The 16,683-nt window shown below is 70.0% G+C and carries 16 protein-coding genes, 2 tRNA genes and 1 pseudogene; 7 read left to right on the top strand and 12 right to left on the bottom strand.

The genetic code is table 11. The features are described 5' to 3' along the window. Window positions 1-92: 92 nt before the first annotated feature. Complete coding sequence (gene bldC, locus ABZV31_RS30390; protein ID WP_003949541.1) at window positions 93-299, bottom strand: developmental transcriptional regulator BldC; 207 nt, start codon at window positions 297-299, stop codon at window positions 93-95. A gap of 532 nt (window positions 300-831) precedes the next feature. Next, window positions 832-1,692 (bottom strand): hypothetical protein, encoded by an 861-nt coding sequence (locus tag ABZV31_RS30385; protein WP_355900046.1) that lies wholly within the window; start codon window positions 1,690-1,692, stop codon window positions 832-834. A gap of 279 nt (window positions 1,693-1,971) precedes the next feature. Between ABZV31_RS30385 and ABZV31_RS30380 the strand changes: the two genes are divergently transcribed. Then, a complete protein-coding gene (locus ABZV31_RS30380; RefSeq protein ID WP_355900044.1) occupies window positions 1,972-3,066 on the top strand; it encodes a Glu/Leu/Phe/Val dehydrogenase dimerization domain-containing protein in 1,095 nt (364 codons plus the stop codon). A gap of 327 nt (window positions 3,067-3,393) precedes the next feature. Next, window positions 3,394-3,642 (top strand): DUF3073 domain-containing protein, encoded by a 249-nt coding sequence (locus ABZV31_RS30375; RefSeq protein WP_355900042.1) that lies wholly within the window; start codon window positions 3,394-3,396, stop codon window positions 3,640-3,642. Window positions 3,643-3,710: 68 nt separating this feature from the next. Here ABZV31_RS30375 and purM read toward each other — a convergent pair whose 3' ends face one another. The 7 genes from purM to ABZV31_RS30340 all read right to left on the bottom strand — a co-directional run bounded on the left by purM (window position 3,711) and on the right by ABZV31_RS30340 (window position 10,269). Then, window positions 3,711-4,790: a phosphoribosylformylglycinamidine cyclo-ligase gene (purM, locus tag ABZV31_RS30370; protein WP_355900040.1), complete on the bottom strand. Its 1,080-nt coding sequence runs from the start codon at window positions 4,788-4,790 to the stop codon at window positions 3,711-3,713. 42 nt (window positions 4,791-4,832) lie between these two features. Continuing rightward, window positions 4,833-6,359 (bottom strand): amidophosphoribosyltransferase, encoded by a 1,527-nt coding sequence (gene purF, locus ABZV31_RS30365; RefSeq protein ID WP_355900038.1) that lies wholly within the window; start codon window positions 6,357-6,359, stop codon window positions 4,833-4,835. A 61-nt stretch (window positions 6,360-6,420) separates the two neighbouring features. Then, complete coding sequence (locus ABZV31_RS30360; protein ID WP_355900036.1) at window positions 6,421-7,224, bottom strand: META domain-containing protein; 804 nt, start codon at window positions 7,222-7,224, stop codon at window positions 6,421-6,423. Between the two features lie 45 nt (window positions 7,225-7,269). Further along, on the bottom strand, window positions 7,270-8,067 hold the full coding sequence (locus ABZV31_RS30355; protein ID WP_355900034.1) for a sterol carrier family protein: 798 nt from the start codon (window positions 8,065-8,067) through the stop codon (window positions 7,270-7,272). A gap of 10 nt (window positions 8,068-8,077) precedes the next feature. Beyond that, window positions 8,078-8,218 (bottom strand): hypothetical protein, encoded by a 141-nt coding sequence (locus ABZV31_RS30350; RefSeq protein ID WP_355900032.1) that lies wholly within the window; start codon window positions 8,216-8,218, stop codon window positions 8,078-8,080. A 38-nt stretch (window positions 8,219-8,256) separates the two neighbouring features. After that, window positions 8,257-9,513, bottom strand: coding sequence for a hypothetical protein (locus ABZV31_RS30345; RefSeq protein WP_355900030.1), 1,257 nt, complete (start codon window positions 9,511-9,513; stop codon window positions 8,257-8,259). Window positions 9,514-9,630: 117 nt separating this feature from the next. Beyond that, a complete protein-coding gene (locus tag ABZV31_RS30340; RefSeq protein WP_355900028.1) occupies window positions 9,631-10,269 on the bottom strand; it encodes a helix-turn-helix domain-containing protein in 639 nt (212 codons plus the stop codon). Window positions 10,270-10,370: 101 nt separating this feature from the next. On the opposite strand from ABZV31_RS30340, the gene ABZV31_RS30335 reads away from it, so the two are divergent. Further along, the gene (locus tag ABZV31_RS30335; RefSeq protein WP_355900026.1) at window positions 10,371-11,210 is read left to right on the top strand and encodes an MFS transporter; all 840 of its coding nucleotides are present in this window, start codon (window positions 10,371-10,373) and stop codon (window positions 11,208-11,210) included. A gap of 75 nt (window positions 11,211-11,285) precedes the next feature. On the opposite strand, the gene purL is transcribed toward ABZV31_RS30335, so the two are convergent. Genes purL through purS form a run of 3 tightly spaced genes read right to left on the bottom strand, consistent with a single transcriptional unit; the run spans window position 11,286 to window position 14,535 of the window. After that, entirely contained in the window at window positions 11,286-13,598 is a 2,313-nt protein-coding gene (gene purL / locus ABZV31_RS30330) for a phosphoribosylformylglycinamidine synthase subunit PurL (protein ID WP_355900024.1), read from the bottom strand. Beyond that, on the bottom strand, window positions 13,595-14,275 hold the full coding sequence (purQ, locus tag ABZV31_RS30325) for a phosphoribosylformylglycinamidine synthase subunit PurQ (protein WP_355900022.1): 681 nt from the start codon (window positions 14,273-14,275) through the stop codon (window positions 13,595-13,597). Before purQ ends, purL begins: the two co-directional genes overlap by 4 nt. Next, window positions 14,272-14,535: a phosphoribosylformylglycinamidine synthase subunit PurS gene (gene purS / locus ABZV31_RS30320; RefSeq protein WP_355900020.1), complete on the bottom strand. Its 264-nt coding sequence runs from the start codon at window positions 14,533-14,535 to the stop codon at window positions 14,272-14,274. Before purS ends, purQ begins: the two co-directional genes overlap by 4 nt. 354 nt (window positions 14,536-14,889) lie before the next feature. On the opposite strand from purS, the gene ABZV31_RS30315 reads away from it, so the two are divergent. The 4 genes and pseudogenes from ABZV31_RS30315 to ABZV31_RS30300 all read left to right on the top strand — a co-directional run. Further along, on the top strand, window positions 14,890-15,207 hold the full coding sequence (locus ABZV31_RS30315) for an Lsr2 family protein (protein WP_355900019.1): 318 nt from the start codon (window positions 14,890-14,892) through the stop codon (window positions 15,205-15,207). Window positions 15,208-15,334: 127 nt separating this feature from the next. Then, window positions 15,335-15,406, top strand: a tRNA-Gly gene (locus ABZV31_RS30310). A 78-nt stretch (window positions 15,407-15,484) separates the two neighbouring features. Next, a tRNA-Gly gene (locus tag ABZV31_RS30305) sits at window positions 15,485-15,557 on the top strand. Between the two features lie 151 nt (window positions 15,558-15,708). Continuing rightward, a pseudogene (locus ABZV31_RS30300) lies at window positions 15,709-16,490 on the top strand (ABC transporter ATP-binding protein); the annotation flags it as partial. Window positions 16,491-16,683: the final 193 nt, after the last annotated feature.

The raw sequence follows: 16,683 nt of genomic DNA, 5'->3' as shown, positions 1-16,683 counted from the left end.
CTGTTGGGGCAGGACCCGCGTCGCTTGGAGCTGTGGTTTCGGGCGCCTCGGCCAGCTGGGGGACCAGCCGGTTTGCCCGGTTATGCAGTTGTTCAGGCCTCGCTGCGCTGCTGCGGAATGCCCGCGAGCAGAGCGCGGACCTCGGCCTCGCGGTAGCGGCGATGCCCGCCGAGCGTGCGGATCGACGTGAGCTTGCCGGCCTTCGCCCAGCGCGTGACCGTCTTGGGGTCGACGCGGAACATGGTGGCGACCTCAGCCGGGGTCAGCAGCGGCTCGGCATCAGGGGTGCGAGCGGTCATGAGCGGCCTCCTCGGGAGAACCGAACCTTCTCGGTTCTTTCCTCTAAATTCTGCACCTTGACCCGCGTTGCCCGAAATGGCGGACGCGAGTCGAGTCGGTTATAGGACGAACGGCTTGTCCTCGGCACTACAACTACACCATCTGTCCAGCCGCGTCGGCCAAACCGATGGAATTGCCCTCCCAGGTGTTCATCAGCGACGGAAGCCGATGGACCATGCCATAGCGGACAGTCACGCCCCTGTGACGATCAGTCACAGGGCGATCAGGAGTCACCAGACCCCCCAAAGCGTGCAATGCTGAGATTCCGCCCACAGTGGAACACATCAGGACGGAAGGAGTCCTCCCCGGACCCCTTGTCCTATTTTGGCATGAGGAGGGGCAAGCGGCGCAAGGGCCGGGTAAGTGCCGTCCATCACCCTTAGCGCAAAAGCCCGGATCGGTACCTACGTCCCGTCAGCTCCGCGAAATGCCCCTGACCGTACGCTGTTCGCGGCCGTCCGTACCGTGATCTATGTCACTTCTGTCGCACCGTCAGTTCGCGGACCGCCGGTCACGCACCGCCCGCCAGCGCTCCACGAGCCGCCCGTACGCCTCCCCCGCGGCGGCCCCGTCGCCGTGGCGCAGCGCCTCGATCCCCGCGGCCACGTCCGCCGCCGAGTGGTCGCCCTCCAGCTCGCAGGCCGGCAGCGCGTGCACCAGCCCGCCGTAGTCCAGTTCCACCAGCGAACGCGGATGGAATTCCTCCAGCCATCGCCCGACGTCCACCAGGCCGTCGATCAGCGGCCCCTCGTCGATGGTGTCCTTGAGCGTCCGAAGCGCCCGTGCCACCCGCCGCCGGGCCTGCACCATCGGCGTCCGGTAGCGCAGCACCGGCACGTCGTCCCCCAGCCCTGTGGAGTCCCCCGTGCCCTTGACGTACTCCCGCTCCTCGTCGGCGACCAGCACGAACCAGTTCAGCGGCACCTGCCAGGTGGCGGTGCGGATCCAGGGCCGGGCGTCGGGGTTGCGAGCCAGCCAGCGCTCGTAGTCCTGGGTGGCCTGGCGCCGTACGACCGGGGGCAGCACCGCGTCCAGGACCACCGCCGGGAGCTGCTCGGCGAGGTCGCCCAGGGCCTGCCAGCCGCGCAGCCGGGTGCGCCAGGGGCAGACGCAGACCACCCCGTCGACGTCGAGCACGAACGCGTCCCGGCTCTCGTGCACCGGCACCGGCACGGGCGGGGTGGGCAGCAGGTCGGCCAGCGAGCGGCGGAGCTCGTCCTGGTAGGAGGGGCGGTCGGTGCGGCGGGCGTAGCGGGCCCAGTGGCCGCGCTCCGGCTCCGGGAAGGCGGCCAGCGGTTCGTACACGCGCAGATAGGCGGCGTACGGGACGATCACCGAGGACACCTTGGGCACGCCTGCTCCCTCCCCATCGGACCAGACCCGAAACCCGCCCGGCCCACGCCCGGGCGGACGGAAAACCACTGCAAATCGTCCCACGTCCGGAGGGGAACGTACTCCGACGGAGGGTGATCCCGACCACTGCACCCATGGCGGCCGGTCACAGGCTCTACGCTCATGCCGAGCGGCCCACCGGCCGCTCTGGGCGGCCCCCACCACCGTCCCCCACCACAGAAATGGGGGCACCCCAGGGAGCCCTCCCCACTCGCCGCTACTTACCCGGGAGTCACCACCGTGACCGACGTGACCAACGGCGTCCTGCACACCCTGTTCCACTCCGAGCAGGGGGGCCATGAGCAAGTCGTGCTCTGTCAGGACCACGCCAGCGGCCTCAAGGCCGTCATCGCCATCCACTCCACCGCCCTGGGCCCCGCGCTCGGCGGTACGCGCTTCTACCCGTACGCGACCGAGGAGGAGGCCGTCGCCGACGCCCTGAACCTCGCGCGCGGCATGTCGTACAAGAACGCCATGGCCGGGCTCGACCACGGCGGCGGCAAGGCCGTGATCATCGGGAACCCGGAGCGGGACAAGACCGATGAGCTGCTGCTCGCCTACGGGCGGTTCGTGGCCTCGCTCGGCGGCCGGTACGTCACCGCGTGCGACGTCGGCACGTACGTGGCCGACATGGACGTGGTGGCGCGCGAGTGCCGCTGGACGACCGGGCGCTCCCCCGAGAACGGTGGCGCGGGCGACTCCTCCGTGCTGACCGCCTTCGGTGTCTTCCAGGGAATGCGGGCCTCGGCCCAGCACCTGTGGGGCGACCCCTCGCTGCGCGGCCGCAGGGTCGGCGTCGCGGGCGTCGGCAAGGTGGGCCGCCACCTGGTGGAGCACCTCCTCAAGGACGGCGCCGAGGTCGTGATCACGGACGTGCGCACGGAGTCCGTACAGGCGATGCTCGACAAGCACCCGGCCGGCGTGACGGCCGTCGCCGACACCGGCGCCCTGATCCGGGTCGAGGGGCTCGACATCTACGCCCCCTGCGCGCTGGGCGGCGCCCTGAACGACGACACCGTGCCGGTGCTCACCGCCAAGGTGGTGTGCGGGGCCGCCAACAACCAGCTCGCCCACCCGGGCGTCGAGAAGGACCTCGCCGACCGCGGAATCCTCTACGCGCCGGACTACGTGGTGAACGCCGGCGGTGTCATCCAGGTGGCCGACGAGCTGCACGGCTTCGACTTCGACCGGTGCAAGGCGAAGGCCGCGAAGATCTTCGACACCACGCTCGCCATATTCGCACGTGCGAAGGAAGACGGGATTCCGCCGGCCGCCGCGGCCGACCGGATTGCCGAGCAGCGGATGGCGGAGGCACGGGCCGCGCGTGGAAGGTGACGTCCAGCGGCGGTGGTGACGTCCCACGGCGGACGGTGACGTCCCATGTTTGACCGGTACCTGCCGGTGGGCAGTTAGAGAGAACTCTCACTTCCACCGGCGGGTCGTCCGCCAATAAGTGGTTAAAATCGCCACTGACCAGCGAGGACGGGGCACCTCGAAGGTCCTGCGCACACGCGCGTCCAGCGGGCGACGTACCGTATGGGCGCGAGCTCAGGTACCGTGGAAGCCCTACGGACCGGCCTCTCCGCGGAGAGTCCGTTCCGGATCATGAACGCGTGTCAAGACTCTGGGGCCGTCGAGCCCCGTCGTTGAGGGGGTCGAGCCATGGGGCGCGGCCGGGCCAAGGCCAAGCAGACGAAGGTCGCCCGCCAGCTGAAGTACAACAGCGGTGGGACAGACCTCGCACGCCTGGCCGAGGAGCTGGGCGCATCAACGTCGAACACGTCGCCGAACGGCGACCGGTTCGAGGACGATGAGCACGACGACGACCTGTACGCACGGTACGCCGACCTGTACGAGGACGACGACGAGGACGAGGACGGCCAGTCCTCGCAGCACCGTCGCGGCGCTTGACCTTGCACTGAGCACTCACCCGGTCGGTGGCCCAGCCACCGACCGGGTTCTGTGCTGCCCGCAGGGGCTCAGCTCGCGTAGTCGCCGACCAGGGCGGCACCGGTGGAGTGCTCTCCCCGGTCCGTGATCTCGCCGGCCACCCAGGCGTCGACCCCGCGATCGGTCAGGGTGGCGAGGGCCACGTCCGTGGCCTCCTCCGGCACGATCGCGATCATACCGACGCCCATGTTGAGGGTCTTCTCCAGCTCCAGGCGCTCGACCTTGCCGGTCCGGCCGACGAGGTCGAAGACCGGAGCCGGGGTCCAGGTGGAACGGTCGACCACGGCGTGCAGCCCGTCGGGGATGACGCGGGCCAGGTTGGCGGCAAGTCCGCCGCCGGTGATGTGGCTGAAGGCGTGCACGTCGGTGGTGCGGGTCAGCGCCAGGCAGTCCAGCGAGTAGATCTTGGTCGGCTCCAGGAGCTCCTCACCGAGGGTGCGGCCGAACTCCTCGATCCGGGCGTCGAGCGACAGACCGGCCTGGTTCAGGAGCACGTGCCGGACGAGGGAGTACCCGTTCGAGTGAAGACCGGACGCCGCCATGGCGATCACCGCGTCACCCTTACGGATACGATCCGCGCCGAGCAGCCGGTCGGCCTCCACGACGCCCGAACCGGCGCCGGCCACGTCGAAGTCGTCCTCGCCCAGCAGCCCCGGGTGTTCGGCCGTCTCACCGCCCACCAGGGCACAGCCGGCCAGCACACAGCCCTCGGCGATGCCCTTGACGATGGCGGCGACCCGCTCGGGGTGGACCTTGCCGACGCAGATGTAGTCGGTCATGAACAGTGGCTCGGCACCGCACACCACGATGTCGTCCATGACCATGGCGACCAGGTCGTGGCCGATGGTGTCGTAGACACCCAACTGGCGTGCGATGTCGACCTTGGTGCCGACGCCGTCCGTGGCGGAGGCGAGGAGGGGACGCTCGTAGCGCTTGAGTGCGGAGGCGTCGAAGAGCCCGGCGAAGCCGCCGAGGCCGCCGAGGACCTCGGGGCGCTGGGTCTTCTTCACCCACTCCTTCATCAGCTCCACCGCGCGGTCGCCCGCTTCGATGTCGACGCCGGCAGCCGCGTAGGAAGCACCGGACGCACCGGTCGCAGTCTCAGACATTGCCTGGGATCTTTCGGGGTTGGTGATACGGGGCTGTCGGCATTACGGCCGGCGGATCGCGTCGGCCGCGGCCGTGCCGGCGGGCCCGGCGGCCAGCTCGGTCTCCAGGAGCTGCTTGCCGAGCAGCTCGGGGTCCGGGAGCTCCATCGGGTACTCGCCGTCGAAGCAGGCGCGGCACAGGTTCGGCTTGGCGATGGTCGTCGCCTCGATCATGCCGTCGATGGAGATGTACGCCAGGGAGTCGGCGCCCAGCGAGGTGCCGATCTCCTCGATGGTCATGCCGTTGGCGATGAGCTCGGCGCGGGTGGCGAAGTCGATGCCGAAGAAGCAGGGCCACTTCACCGGCGGGGAGGAGATCCGGATGTGGACCTCGGCGGCGCCCGCCTCGCGCAGCATGCGGACCAGGGCCCGCTGGGTGTTGCCGCGGACGATCGAGTCGTCGACGACGACCAGGCGCTTGCCCTTGATGACTTCCTTCAGCGGGTTCAGCTTCAGCCGGATGCCGAGCTGACGGATGGTCTGCGAGGGCTGTATGAAGGTGCGGCCGACGTAGGCATTCTTCACCAGGCCGGCGCCGAAGGGGATGCCGGAGGCCTCCGCGTAGCCGATGGCGGCCGGGGTGCCGGACTCCGGAGTCGCTATCACCAGGTCGGCCTCGACCGGGGCCTCCTTGGCGAGGCGGCGGCCCATCTCCACGCGGGAGAGGTAGACGTTCCGCCCGGCGATGTCGGTGTCGGGGCGGGCCAGGTAGACGTACTCGAAGACGCAACCCTTGGGCTTTGCTTCCGCGAATCGTGAGGTGCGCAGGCCGTTCTCGTCGATGGCGACGAACTCGCCCGGCTCGATCTCGCGGACGAAGCTGGCGCCGGTGATGTCGAGGGCGGCGGTCTCGGAGGCGACGACCCAGCCGCGCTCCAGGCGGCCGAGGACCAGCGGACGGATGCCCTGCGGGTCGCGGGCGGCGTAGAGGGTGTGCTCGTCCATGAAGACGAGGCTGAAGGCGCCCCGGACCTGCGGGAGGACCGTGGCGGCCGCCTCCTCGACGGTCAGCGGCTTGCCGTCGGCGTCGACCTGGCCGGCGAGGAGTGCCGTGATCAGGTCCGTGTCGTTGGTGGCTGCCACCTTCGTGGCGCGGCCGTTGTCCTTCGGCAGGTCGGCGACCATTTCGGCGAGCTGGGCGGTGTTGACCAGGTTGCCGTTGTGGCCGAGCGCGATGGAGCCGTGCGCGGTGGCGCGGAACGTCGGCTGGGCGTTCTCCCACACGGAGGCCCCGGTGGTCGAGTAGCGGGCGTGACCGACCGCGATGTGGCCCTGGAGCGATCCGAGCGAGGTCTCGTCGAAGACCTGGGAGACCAGGCCCATGTCCTTGAAGACGAGGATCTGGGAGCCGTTGCTGACCGCGATACCCGCGGATTCCTGGCCCCGATGCTGGAGGGCGTAGAGCCCGAAGTACGTGAGCTTTGCGACCTCTTCGCCCGGAGCCCAGACACCGAAGACGCCACACGCGTCCTGGGGGCCTTTCTCGCCGGGGAGCAGATCGTGATTGAGTCGACCGTCACCACGTGGCACGGCACCGAGTGTAGGCGAGATCGACCACTGGTCCGAATTGGGGATGCCCGGCGGTAATGGATCACTCGCTCGCCACTGCTGTCACACGCTCGCCGTTTTGGCTGGTCAGCGTGAGGGTGCGGTGATCGATCCGGTACTTCACCGTGCCGTCGAAGAGGCGCAGCAGGCTCTTCTCGGTGCGCATGAGTGAGGCGTCGCACATCATTCGGGTCGTGGTCGGCGCGCCGAGGGTGATCCGTCCGTCGCGGACCGTGGCCTCGGCGGTGACGTGATTGCAGCCGAGGCTGCCGGTGACCTTGCCGGAGGCGCGGTCGAAGGTGAGGTACGGCTTCCCCTTGCCGGACGGTGACGTGACCGTCCACCTGGTGCCGTACAGCGGGGCGTCCTTCTCCTTGGTCAGGTCGATCCGGTCGCCGTCCCCGGTGGTGAGCGTGAGCCTGTCACCCTCGGCCTTCGTGGTCAGCGTGCCGTCCGCGAGGGTCCGGGCGAGGGTCCGCTCGAAGGACATGGGCCGGCTTTCGCAGGCGACCAGGGTCTGCTCGACGTCGCTCAGGCGGACGCGGTCGCCCTTGACCGTGGCCTTGGCGCTGAAGTGGTTGCAGCCGTAGTCGCCGTGCGCCGTGCCGTTGCCGTTGCCGTTGCCGTTGCCGTTGCCGTTGCCGTTGCCGTTGCCGTCGACAACGACGTTCGCCCCGGCGGGGGCGCGGTGGGTGGTGCCGTCGACGGTGACGCTGTCGACGCTCCAGTGGACGCCGGTCAGGGCCGCCGCTTCCGGCCCCACGGAGCTGCTGCCCGTCTCACTGCCGCAGGCCACCGCGAGCGGGAGCACGGTCAGGACGGCGAGGGTCAGTCGCTGTGTGTCCATACCGCTGGGACGGGAGGGAGGCGCGGCCGGTTCCGCTGGCCCGGCTCACGCCATCAGCGGCAGCAGTTCTCCGAGGTCCGCCCGTTCCCCGCTCGCGCTGACCTCGGCCTCCGCGACCGCGTCCTTCCACGCCGCCCGCCCGGTGGCCAGCCGGATCCAGGTCAGCGGGTCGGTCTCGACGACGTTGGGCGGGGTGCCGCGGGTGTGCCGGGGGCCCTCGACGCACTGCACCACGGCGTACGGCGGGATGCGCACCTCGGTGGAGGCGCCGGGCGCCTTGACGGCGAGCGCGTCGGCCAGGAGCCGGGTGCAGGCGGCGAGGGCCTGGCGGTCGTACGGGACGGCGAGGCCCGGCACGGCGGCGTTCAGGTCGTCGGTGTGGACGACGAGTTCGACGGTGCGGGTGACGAGGTGGTCGGCGAGCGTCATGGGGCCCGTGCCGGTGGCGAGCAGCCGGGTGCCGGGGTGCCGGTCCAGGTTCTCGGTGAAGCGGTGCTCGATGGCGGCGAGGTAGGCGCCGAGATCCGGGTTCTGCTCGGCGAGCCGGCGGCTCGTGTCGGCGATTCCGGCGGAGTTGGCGGCGGTCGCGAAGGGCCAGTCCAGGAGCGTGACCTCCTGCTTCGCAGGTTCCGGCCGGTCGATGAACCGGTTGACCGCCTCCAGGGCCATCCCGGTGTGCGCGACGAGGTCCCGCACCGTCCAGTCGCCGAGCCGCGTGGGCCGGGCGAGTTGCTCGGACGTGAGGGTACGGACGGCCTCCCGCAGGTGCCCGAACTGGGCGAGCACCGCGGCGCGGATCTTGGCGGGGTCGTACGTCCGTGTGCGCTTCTTGGCCGTGGGCATGGCGGTGAGCCTAGTCGGCACGGAAGGTCGAGGAGGCCGGGAAGGTGACGTGCGTGCAGCCTCGGCGCGCGGTGACGTCATCGACGTAAGCGCGGAAGACCTTCTCGTAGGCGGGCGTCGCCCGTCTGTCGTAGCCGTAGGCGATGGTCATTAGGCGATGGTCATTAGGCGATGGTCATTAGGCGATGGTCATGGTGTGGATCTGGGGCGGCCCGTGGCAGACGGAGGAGGCCCACCACATCGGGTCGTCGTCGCTGCGGGCCGCCCTGCCCGGTTCCGCGGCGACCGGGGATTCGTCGAGGCCCGCTTGAGCCGGACGTTCTTCGCGTCCTCGCCGGAGTAGGTGTGGAGGGAGACGTACCACTGACTCGGGCGGGACGGGCTGGTGACGGACGTGTGCCGGTCCGCGTGGGACCACCAGATGCTGTTCGCGCGGGCGTTGCTGAGCACGAGGGCGCGCCGCTCGTCCCACAGCTTGTCGTCCGGGCGGCCTTCGAGGACCTGGTCCGCGAGCTGCTCCTGGCGGGCGAAGCCGGCCTTGCGGTACCAGGCGCAGGTGTGCCGTCCGCGCGGGCGGCCGGTGTCGGGCCCCGTGTCAGGACGGGGATGTCGTCCGGCGGGTCGGGCAGACGGTCGGCGCAGCCCAGCCGCTCGGCGAGGTTGTTGGCGGTGAGCACGCCGGTCTCGGCGAGCGTGTTCCGGTCGTGCGCGCTGAGCTGCCCGTGCTCGGTGAAGGGGGGTCCGGGATCCTGCAGCGAGGCCCTTGCCCACAGCGCCTTGACCGGGTCGCCGTTCACCCTGCCCTCGGCGCACGGGAGTTCCACGGTGACGGGCGAGGTTGTTGGCGGTGAGCACGGCGGTCTCGGCGAGCGTGTTCCGGTCGTGCGCGCTGAGCTGCCCGTGCTCGGTGAAGGGGGGTCCGGGATCCTGCAGCGAGGCCCTTGCCCACAGCGCCTTGACCGGGTCGCCGTTCACCCTGCCCTCGGCGCACGGGAGTTCCACGGTGACGCCCGAGTCCGTGACCACGCCCGCCAGGCCTCCGCCGAGCGGTTCGTCGGGGAACGTGGGGTTGCCGAAGGGGTCGACGAGGTCGTCCATCGGATCCTCGGGAGTCACGGGTCTGTCCCCCGGCAGGACTCCCACCGCGCCGGTGAAGAACCACCGTTCGCTGCTGCCCGTGCCGTACTTCTCCCCCGCTTCGGTGCTGAATATCTCGCAGTCCTGCGGCAGCCCGGCGTCGAGCTCGATCGTGCCCTCGTCGGCCACCCGGTGCGAGATGGTGCCGCCCGCCGGGGAGAGCGCCAGCACACGCCCGGCCGGGACGAGTCCGGCGCAGGCCTCGTCGATCTGCCGCCGGGCGTCCCAGACCTGCCACAGCACCCTGCCGCTCCAGCCGATGCCCACCACGGCGGTCAGGCACAGCAGCACGTTCACGGACTTCCGCACACGCTCGGGTACTCGCACCGCTCCCCCGTACCTCGTCCCCACCCGTCCCCGGATTTGCCAAAATTAGCAGCGGTCACTGACAACGCGGCGGCGCGGACCGGGGTCCGTACAGGAACATCACGCTTTGCGCGCGTAGTCCCCGAGGCCGTGCTCCACCATCGCGAAGGCCCGCTCGGCGCGTTCGACGGCGTCGGCGGCGACCTCGTCGGGGGTCTCGCCCGCGTCGATACGGCTGTGGTGCTCCTCGATCAGGGCGTTGCGGGCGGCGCTGAGCATGGCGGCGGCGACCGTGGCGAGCATCGCGTCGCCGGTTTCCTCGGCGAGGAGGGCGGCCAGGTCCCGGGTGCCCTTCTGGGCGGCGAGAAAGGCGCGTTCCATCAGGGCCGGGGTCTCGACGACGAGCTTGCGCACCTGTCGGGCGAACGGCTCGCCGTGCAGGCCGACCGACGGGTCGCGGGCCTCGACCATCTCCAGGAACTGCCGGCGTACGGCGTCCACCGCGGACTCGCCCGGCTTGCGCTCGCGCACGGCGCGGGCCGCGTCGCCGAAGTGCTCCTTCATGGGCTGGAAGACCAGGTCCTCTTTGCTGCCGAAGTAGTTGAAGACGGTCATCTTGGAGACCTCGGACGCGTCGGCGATCTCCTGCACCGAGACGTTGTCGAAGCCGCGCTCGGCGAAGAGCGCGACCGCCGTCCGGTAGATCCGCATCCCCGTCTGGAGCTTCTTCCGCTCCCGCAGCCCCATCGCTTCGGCCATGGCACCACCTTACCAAGACGAAGTTTGCGCCCGGATGAAACATGATCCTAGATGAAATATTGACTCGGCATACATAAGCGTTCTCCAGCGCGCTGCTGCTGGTGACGGACTGGGGCGGCCGGCAGTACGCCTGGGCGTCCCCACTCGTCCTGGGACTGGTCCTGGCGGCCGCCACGGCGCTCGCCCTGTTCGTATGGCGTCAGCTGCGGGCACCCGAACCGGTGCTCCCGCTCTCCCTGTTCCGGGTCCGCAAGCTGCGCCTGGGCTTCGCCATACAGGCCATCCTGGGCAGCGCGATGATGTGCGCGATCTACTTCGTCCTGATCTACCTGCAGGTCGCGCGCGGTGTCGCCAGCTCCTCGGCGGGTCTGTACCTGGTGCCGCTGGCGGTCGGCCTGACGGCGGCCGGGCTGCTCTCCGGCCCGCTCACCGCGCGCGGCTGGTCGGCGCGGACCTTCACGGTCAGCGGCACGGCCACCGCCGCGCTCGCCTTCGCGCTCCTCGCCACGACGACCGGACCGGACACCTCCCTGTGGCTGATCCGCGGCGAACTGGTGGGCGCCGGGTTCGGGCAGCTGGTCGGCCAGCTGATCCTGCTCGTCCAGAGCGCTGCCCCGGCCCACCAGCTGGGCGTCGCCACGACCGGCATCCGCTTCTTCCAGACCCTCGGCAACGCGCTGGGCACCGCCATCTTCGGCACCGTCCTCGCCCGCCTGTACGCCGCCCACGGCCCCGGCGGCGACGTCAGCGCCCTGGGCCGGCTGACCGGGGCGGCCCGCGGGGAGGGTGTGCACGCCTTCGTCGACGCGACCCAGGTGGTGTTCTGGGGCGGGGCAGGGCTGATGGCGCTGGCAGCGCTGCTGGCCCTGCGGCTGCGAGGTCCGGCCGCAGCGAAAAACCCCGGTGGGGAACGAGGAGCCCCCGAGCCGGTCGCGGCCTGAACGGTCACAGCGGAAGGCCCCAGCGGAAGGCCCCGCCCGTCGAAAACGGGCGGGGCCTTCGGCGTCGTACGACGGCTACGCGAGCAGCGCCGGGATCGTGCTCTCGTGGGCCTCGCGCAGCTCGGCCAGGGTCAGCTCGAACTCGCCCTGGACCTCGATGGTGTCCCCGTCCACGACACCGATGCGGGTGGCGGGCAGGCCGCGCGCGCCGCACATGTCGTTGAAGCGGACCTCCTCGGAGCGCGGCACGGCCACGATCGCGCGGCCCGCCGACTCCGAGAACAGGAAGGTGAACGCGTCGAGGCCGTCCGGCACGATCAGCCGCGCGCCCCTGCCGCCGAGCAGCGCCGACTCCACCACGGCCTGGATCAGACCGCCGTCGGACAGGTCGTGCGCGGAGTCGATCATGCCGTCGCGGGAGGCCGAGATCAGGATCTCCGCGAGCAGGCGCTCCCGCTCCAGGTCGACCTTCGGCGGCAGTCCGCCGAGGTGGTCGTGGATCACCTGCGACCAGGCCGAGCCGCCGAACTCCTCGCGCGTGTCGCCGAGGAGGTACAGCAGCTGGCCCTCCTCCCGGAAGGCGACCGGCGTACGGCGGGCCACATCGTCGATGACACCCAGGACGGCGACCACCGGCGTCGGGTGGATGGCCGCCTCGCCCGTCTGGTTGTACAGGGAGACGTTGCCGCCGGTGACGGGCGTGCCCAGCTGCTGACAGGCGTCCGCGAGCCCGCGGACGGCCTCCGCGAACTGCCACATGACCGCCGGGTCCTCGGGCGAGCCGAAGTTCAGGCAGTCGGAGACGGCGAGCGGCTTGGCGCCGGTCGTCGCCACGTTCCGGTACGCCTCCGCGAGGGCCAGCTGCGCGCCCGCGTACGGGTCGAGCTTGGCGTACCGGCCGTTGCCGTCGGTGGCGATGGCGACGCCGAGGCCGGTCTGCTCGTCGATGCGGATCATGCCGGAGTCCTCGGGCTGGGCGAGGACGGTGTTGCCCTGTACGAAGCGGTCGTACTGGGAGGTGATCCACTTCTTGGAGGCCTGGTTCGGAGACGCCACCAGCTTCAGGACCTGGTCCTTCAGCTCCTCGGAGGTCTCCGGGCGCGGGAGCTTGTTCGCGTCGTCGGCCTGGAGCGCGTCCTGCCATTCGGGGCGGGCGTACGGGCGCTCGTAGACCGGGCCGTCGTGGGCGACGGTCCGCGGGTCGACGTCGACGATCTTCTCACCGTGCCAGAAGATCTCCAGGCGGTCGCCGTCGGTCACCTCACCGATGACGGTGGCGATGACGTCCCACTTCTCGCAGATCTCAAGGAAGCGGTCGACCTTGTCCGGCTCGACGACCGCACACATGCGCTCCTGCGACTCGCTCATAAGGATCTCCTCCGGCGAGAGCGTGGAGTCGCGCAGCGGTACGTCGTCCAGGGTGACGCGCATGCCGCCGGAGCCGTTGGAGGCGAGCTCCGAGGTCGCGCAGGACAGACCCGCGGCACCGAGGTCCTGGATGCCGACGACCAGCTTCTCCCGGAAGGCCTCCAGGGTGCACTCGATGAGGAGCTTCTCCTGGAAGGGGTCGCCGACCTGGACGGCCGGGCGCTTCGACGGCTTGGCGTCGTCGAAGGTCTCCGAGGCGAGGATCGACGCGCCGCCGATGCCGTCGCCGCCGGTCCGGGCGCCGTACAGGATGACCTTGTTGCCGGCGCCGGAGGCCTTGGCGAGGTGGATGTCCTCGTGCCGCATCACGCCGATGCAGCCGGCGTTGACCAGCGGGTTGCCCTGGTAGCAGGCATCGAAGACGACCTCGCCGCCGATGTTGGGCAGACCCAGGCAGTTGCCGTAGCCGCCGATGCCCGCCACCACGCCGGGCAGGACGCGCTTGGTGTCGGGGTGGTCGGCCGCGCCGAAGCGCAGCGGGTCCACGACCGCCACCGGGCGCGCGCCCATCGCGATGATGTCCCGCACGATGCCGCCGACGCCGGTCGCGGCGCCCTGGTAGGGCTCGACGTACGACGGGTGGTTGTGCGACTCCACCTTGAAGGTCACGGCGTAGCCCTGGCCGACGTCGACGACACCGGCGTTCTCACCGATGCCCACGAGCAGGGCGTCGGACTCGGGGGCCTTCTCGCCGAACTGGCGGAGGTGGACCTTGGAGGACTTGTACGAGCAGTGCTCGGACCACATCACCGAGTACATGGCGAGCTCGGCGCCGGTCGGGCGGCGGCCGAGGATCCCGACGATCCGCTCGTACTCGTCCTTCTTCAGGCCCAGTTCGGCCCAGGGCAGCGCGACGTCGGGGGTCGCGGCCGCGTGCTCGACCGTGTCCAGAATCCTGGGGGCGGCCCGAAGGGCCTCCGTTGAGGGCGGCGGCTGGAGACGGGAGGGCGTCCTGCTCATGCGTTGACCAGCTTCTTGAGGATCGAGGTGAAGAACGGGAGCCCGTCGGTACGACCGGTACCGATCAGCGGCTCGACGGCGTGCTCGGGGTGCGGCATGAGGCCCACCACATTGCCGGCCTCGTTGGTGATGCCGGCGATGTCGCGGAGCGAGCCGTTGGGGTTGAAGTCCAGGTACCGGAAGGCGACCCGGCCCTCCGCCTCCAGCTTGTCGAGCGTGTAGTCGTCGGCGACGTACCGGCCGTCCATGTTCTTCAGCGGGATGCGGATCTCCTGGCCGGCGGTGTAGTCGCTGGTCCAGGAGGTCTCCGCGTTCTCCACCCGCAGCTTCTGGTCGCGGCAGATGAAGTGGAGGTGGTCGTTGCCGAGCATGGCGCCCGGGAGGAGGTGGGCCTCGGTGAGGATCTGGAAGCCGTTGCAGATGCCGAGGACCGGCAGGCCGGCCTTCGCCTGCTCGATCAGCGTGTCCATCACCGGCGAGAAGCGCGCGATGGCGCCGGCACGCAGGTAGTCGCCGTAGGAGAAACCGCCGCACAACACCACGGCGTCGACCTGCTTGAGGTCCTTGTCCTTGTGCCAGAGGGCGACGGGTTCGGCGCCCGCGAGGCGGATCGCGCGCTGCGTGTCCCGGTCGTCGAGGCTGCCCGGGAAAGTGACGACGCCAATACGAGCGGTCACTTCGCGGCCTCCGTGACTTCCTCCACCTTGACGGTGAAGTCCTCGATCACGGTGTTGGCGAGGAAGGTTTCGGCAAGATCGTGAATGCGGGCGAGCACGGCCTCGTCGACCGGCCCGTCCACTTCCAGTTCGAATCGCTTTCCCTGACGTACGTCGGAGATGCCTTCGAAACCCAGCCGCGGCAGTGCGCGCTGCACCGCCTGGCCCTGGGGGTCGAGGATCTCCGGCTTGAGCATGACGTCGACTACGACGCGTGCCACTGGCACTCCCGGTGTGTGGTGCTGAGCAGGTTCCTTCAGACTACCCGTACAAAATTTCTACGCGAGTAGACTCGTAGGAATCTACGTGATGGGCATCACGATCCGGTATCGACGGGGGATCTTCGTGAAGAGTTCTGGGAAAGTTCCCCGATCAGCCCGGGACCCGGTATTGCACTGGGACACGCGGACAGATTTAGTCGGGCTTCACTTTGCAATGCCCGGCACTGTACAAATGAATTGGCGACAGCCGATACTTTTCCCGATAACAGGCGGACAGCCGACATCTCCGAGCGTCCTCGCACGTCATCGCGGAGCATGTGCTCGCAGAGGTGTCGCACGAAGGGACCGATATTCGTGGCGCAGCGTGTCGTGGTCACTCTCTTTGACGACATCGACGGCTCGGAAGCGGCGGAAACGATCGCCTTCGGACTCGACGGCAAGTACTACGAGATCGACCTGAATCAAGCCAATGCCAAGAAACTGCGTAAGGCGCTCGCGCCGTACGTGGAGGCGGGCCGCAAGCGGTCGAAGTCGGGCAAGGCGTACCGGCGGACGGAGGTCGCCCCCGACCCCGCGACCGTCCGGGCCTGGGCCCAGGCCCACAAGATGGACATGCCGGCGCGCGGCCGGATCCCCAAGAAGGTCTACGAGGCATTCGCCGCGGCGCACTGACAGCACCCGCCGACGGCCGGTCAGCCACCCCTCGGAACAACCGACTTGCGCAGCACCCCTGCTGATCAGCTAGAGTCTGGAGCACGCCGAGGGGCGAGGCCGAAAGGCCGAAGCCCACGGAGGACATGCGGGTGTAGTTCAGTAGTAGAACATCCCCCTTCCAGGGGGAAGGCGCAGTGTGCGATTCCTGTCACCCGCTCTGCACCGGTCCCGACCACCCTTGTGGATCAGGTAGGCTGGTGCTCGCGCCGATCGGTGGGAGCCGGTCGGAGGCAATGCGGACGTAGCTCAGTTGGTAGAGCGCAACCTTGCCAAGGTTGAGGTCGCGAGTTCGAGCCTCGTCGTCCGCTCGGGAATGAGACCCCGGTCCACTGGATCGGGGTCTTTTTCGTTGTCCCGCCATCCTCTGACATTTGTCATGGATCCTCTGACATTTGTCATGGCGAATCATGACACCGCACCATGCCACCGGCCCCCGCCCGCCGGGACGCTGAGGCCAGCAAGACGTCCACGGTCGAACTGCTGGAGGGACTGGCGCCGCCGGCCGCGGGACGCGTGCGGGTGCTGGGACACGATCCGTACACCGAGCGGGCCGCCGTACGGCCACGCACCGGGGTGATGCTGCAGGAGGGCGGCTTCCCGTCCGAGCTGACCGTCGCCGAGACCGTGCGGATGTGGGCCGGCTGCACCAGCGGGGTGCGCCCGCCACGCCAGGCACTGGCGCTGGTCGGGCTCGAGCACCGGACGGTCGTACGGGTGAAGCACTTGTCCGGGGTGAGCGACGGCGCCTGGACCTGGCGCTCGCGCTGCTCGGCGAGCCCGAGGTGCTGTTCCTGGACGAGCCGACGACCGGGCTGGACGCCGAAGGCCGCCGGGACACCTGGGAGTTGGTGCGGGCGCTGCGCGACGCCGGGACGACCGTGCTGCTCACCACGCAGTACCGGGAGGAGGCCGAGGGCCTCGCCGACCGGCTGACGATCCTGCACGAAGGTCGCATCGCGGCCGCCGGGACCCCGGCCGTGGTGACGCCCGGCCAGCCGTCTTGGATCTGCTTCGAACTGCCCGAGGGCTACTTCGTCGGCGACCTGCCGCCGCTGGCCGGGCTGGGGGTCGTCGCGCACGAGGTGCGGGGCGGGCTCATACGGCTGCGGACGCGCGAGCTCCAGCGGACGGCCGCGGGGCTGCTGCTGTGGGCCCGGGGGGCGGGGGTCGAGCTGCGGGGACTGGACGTGCGGTCGGCGTCGCTGGAGGAGGCGTTCCTGGGGATCGCTCGGGACGCGTCCGCCGGTGCCGGGGCCAAGACCGAGGCAAACGCGGCATGCCGCCCTCGCTCGGGCCGAGCTGAGGCTGCTCGGGCGCAGCAGGAGCACCGTTTTCGCCATCGGCTTCTCGCTGGTTCGGTCGCGACCTGCACGACGTACTGGGGCGGAACGGGCTGCCGGCAAACGTGCAGTCGGCGCGGCTGGGCGGTGCGCG

The sequence above is a fragment of the Streptomyces sp. NPDC005202 genome, assembly GCF_040608235.1.
Lineage (GTDB): Bacteria > Actinomycetota > Actinomycetes > Streptomycetales > Streptomycetaceae > Streptomyces.
The sequence above is the reverse complement of the archived record's forward strand: the minus strand, read 5'-3'. Positions and strand labels throughout refer to the sequence as shown.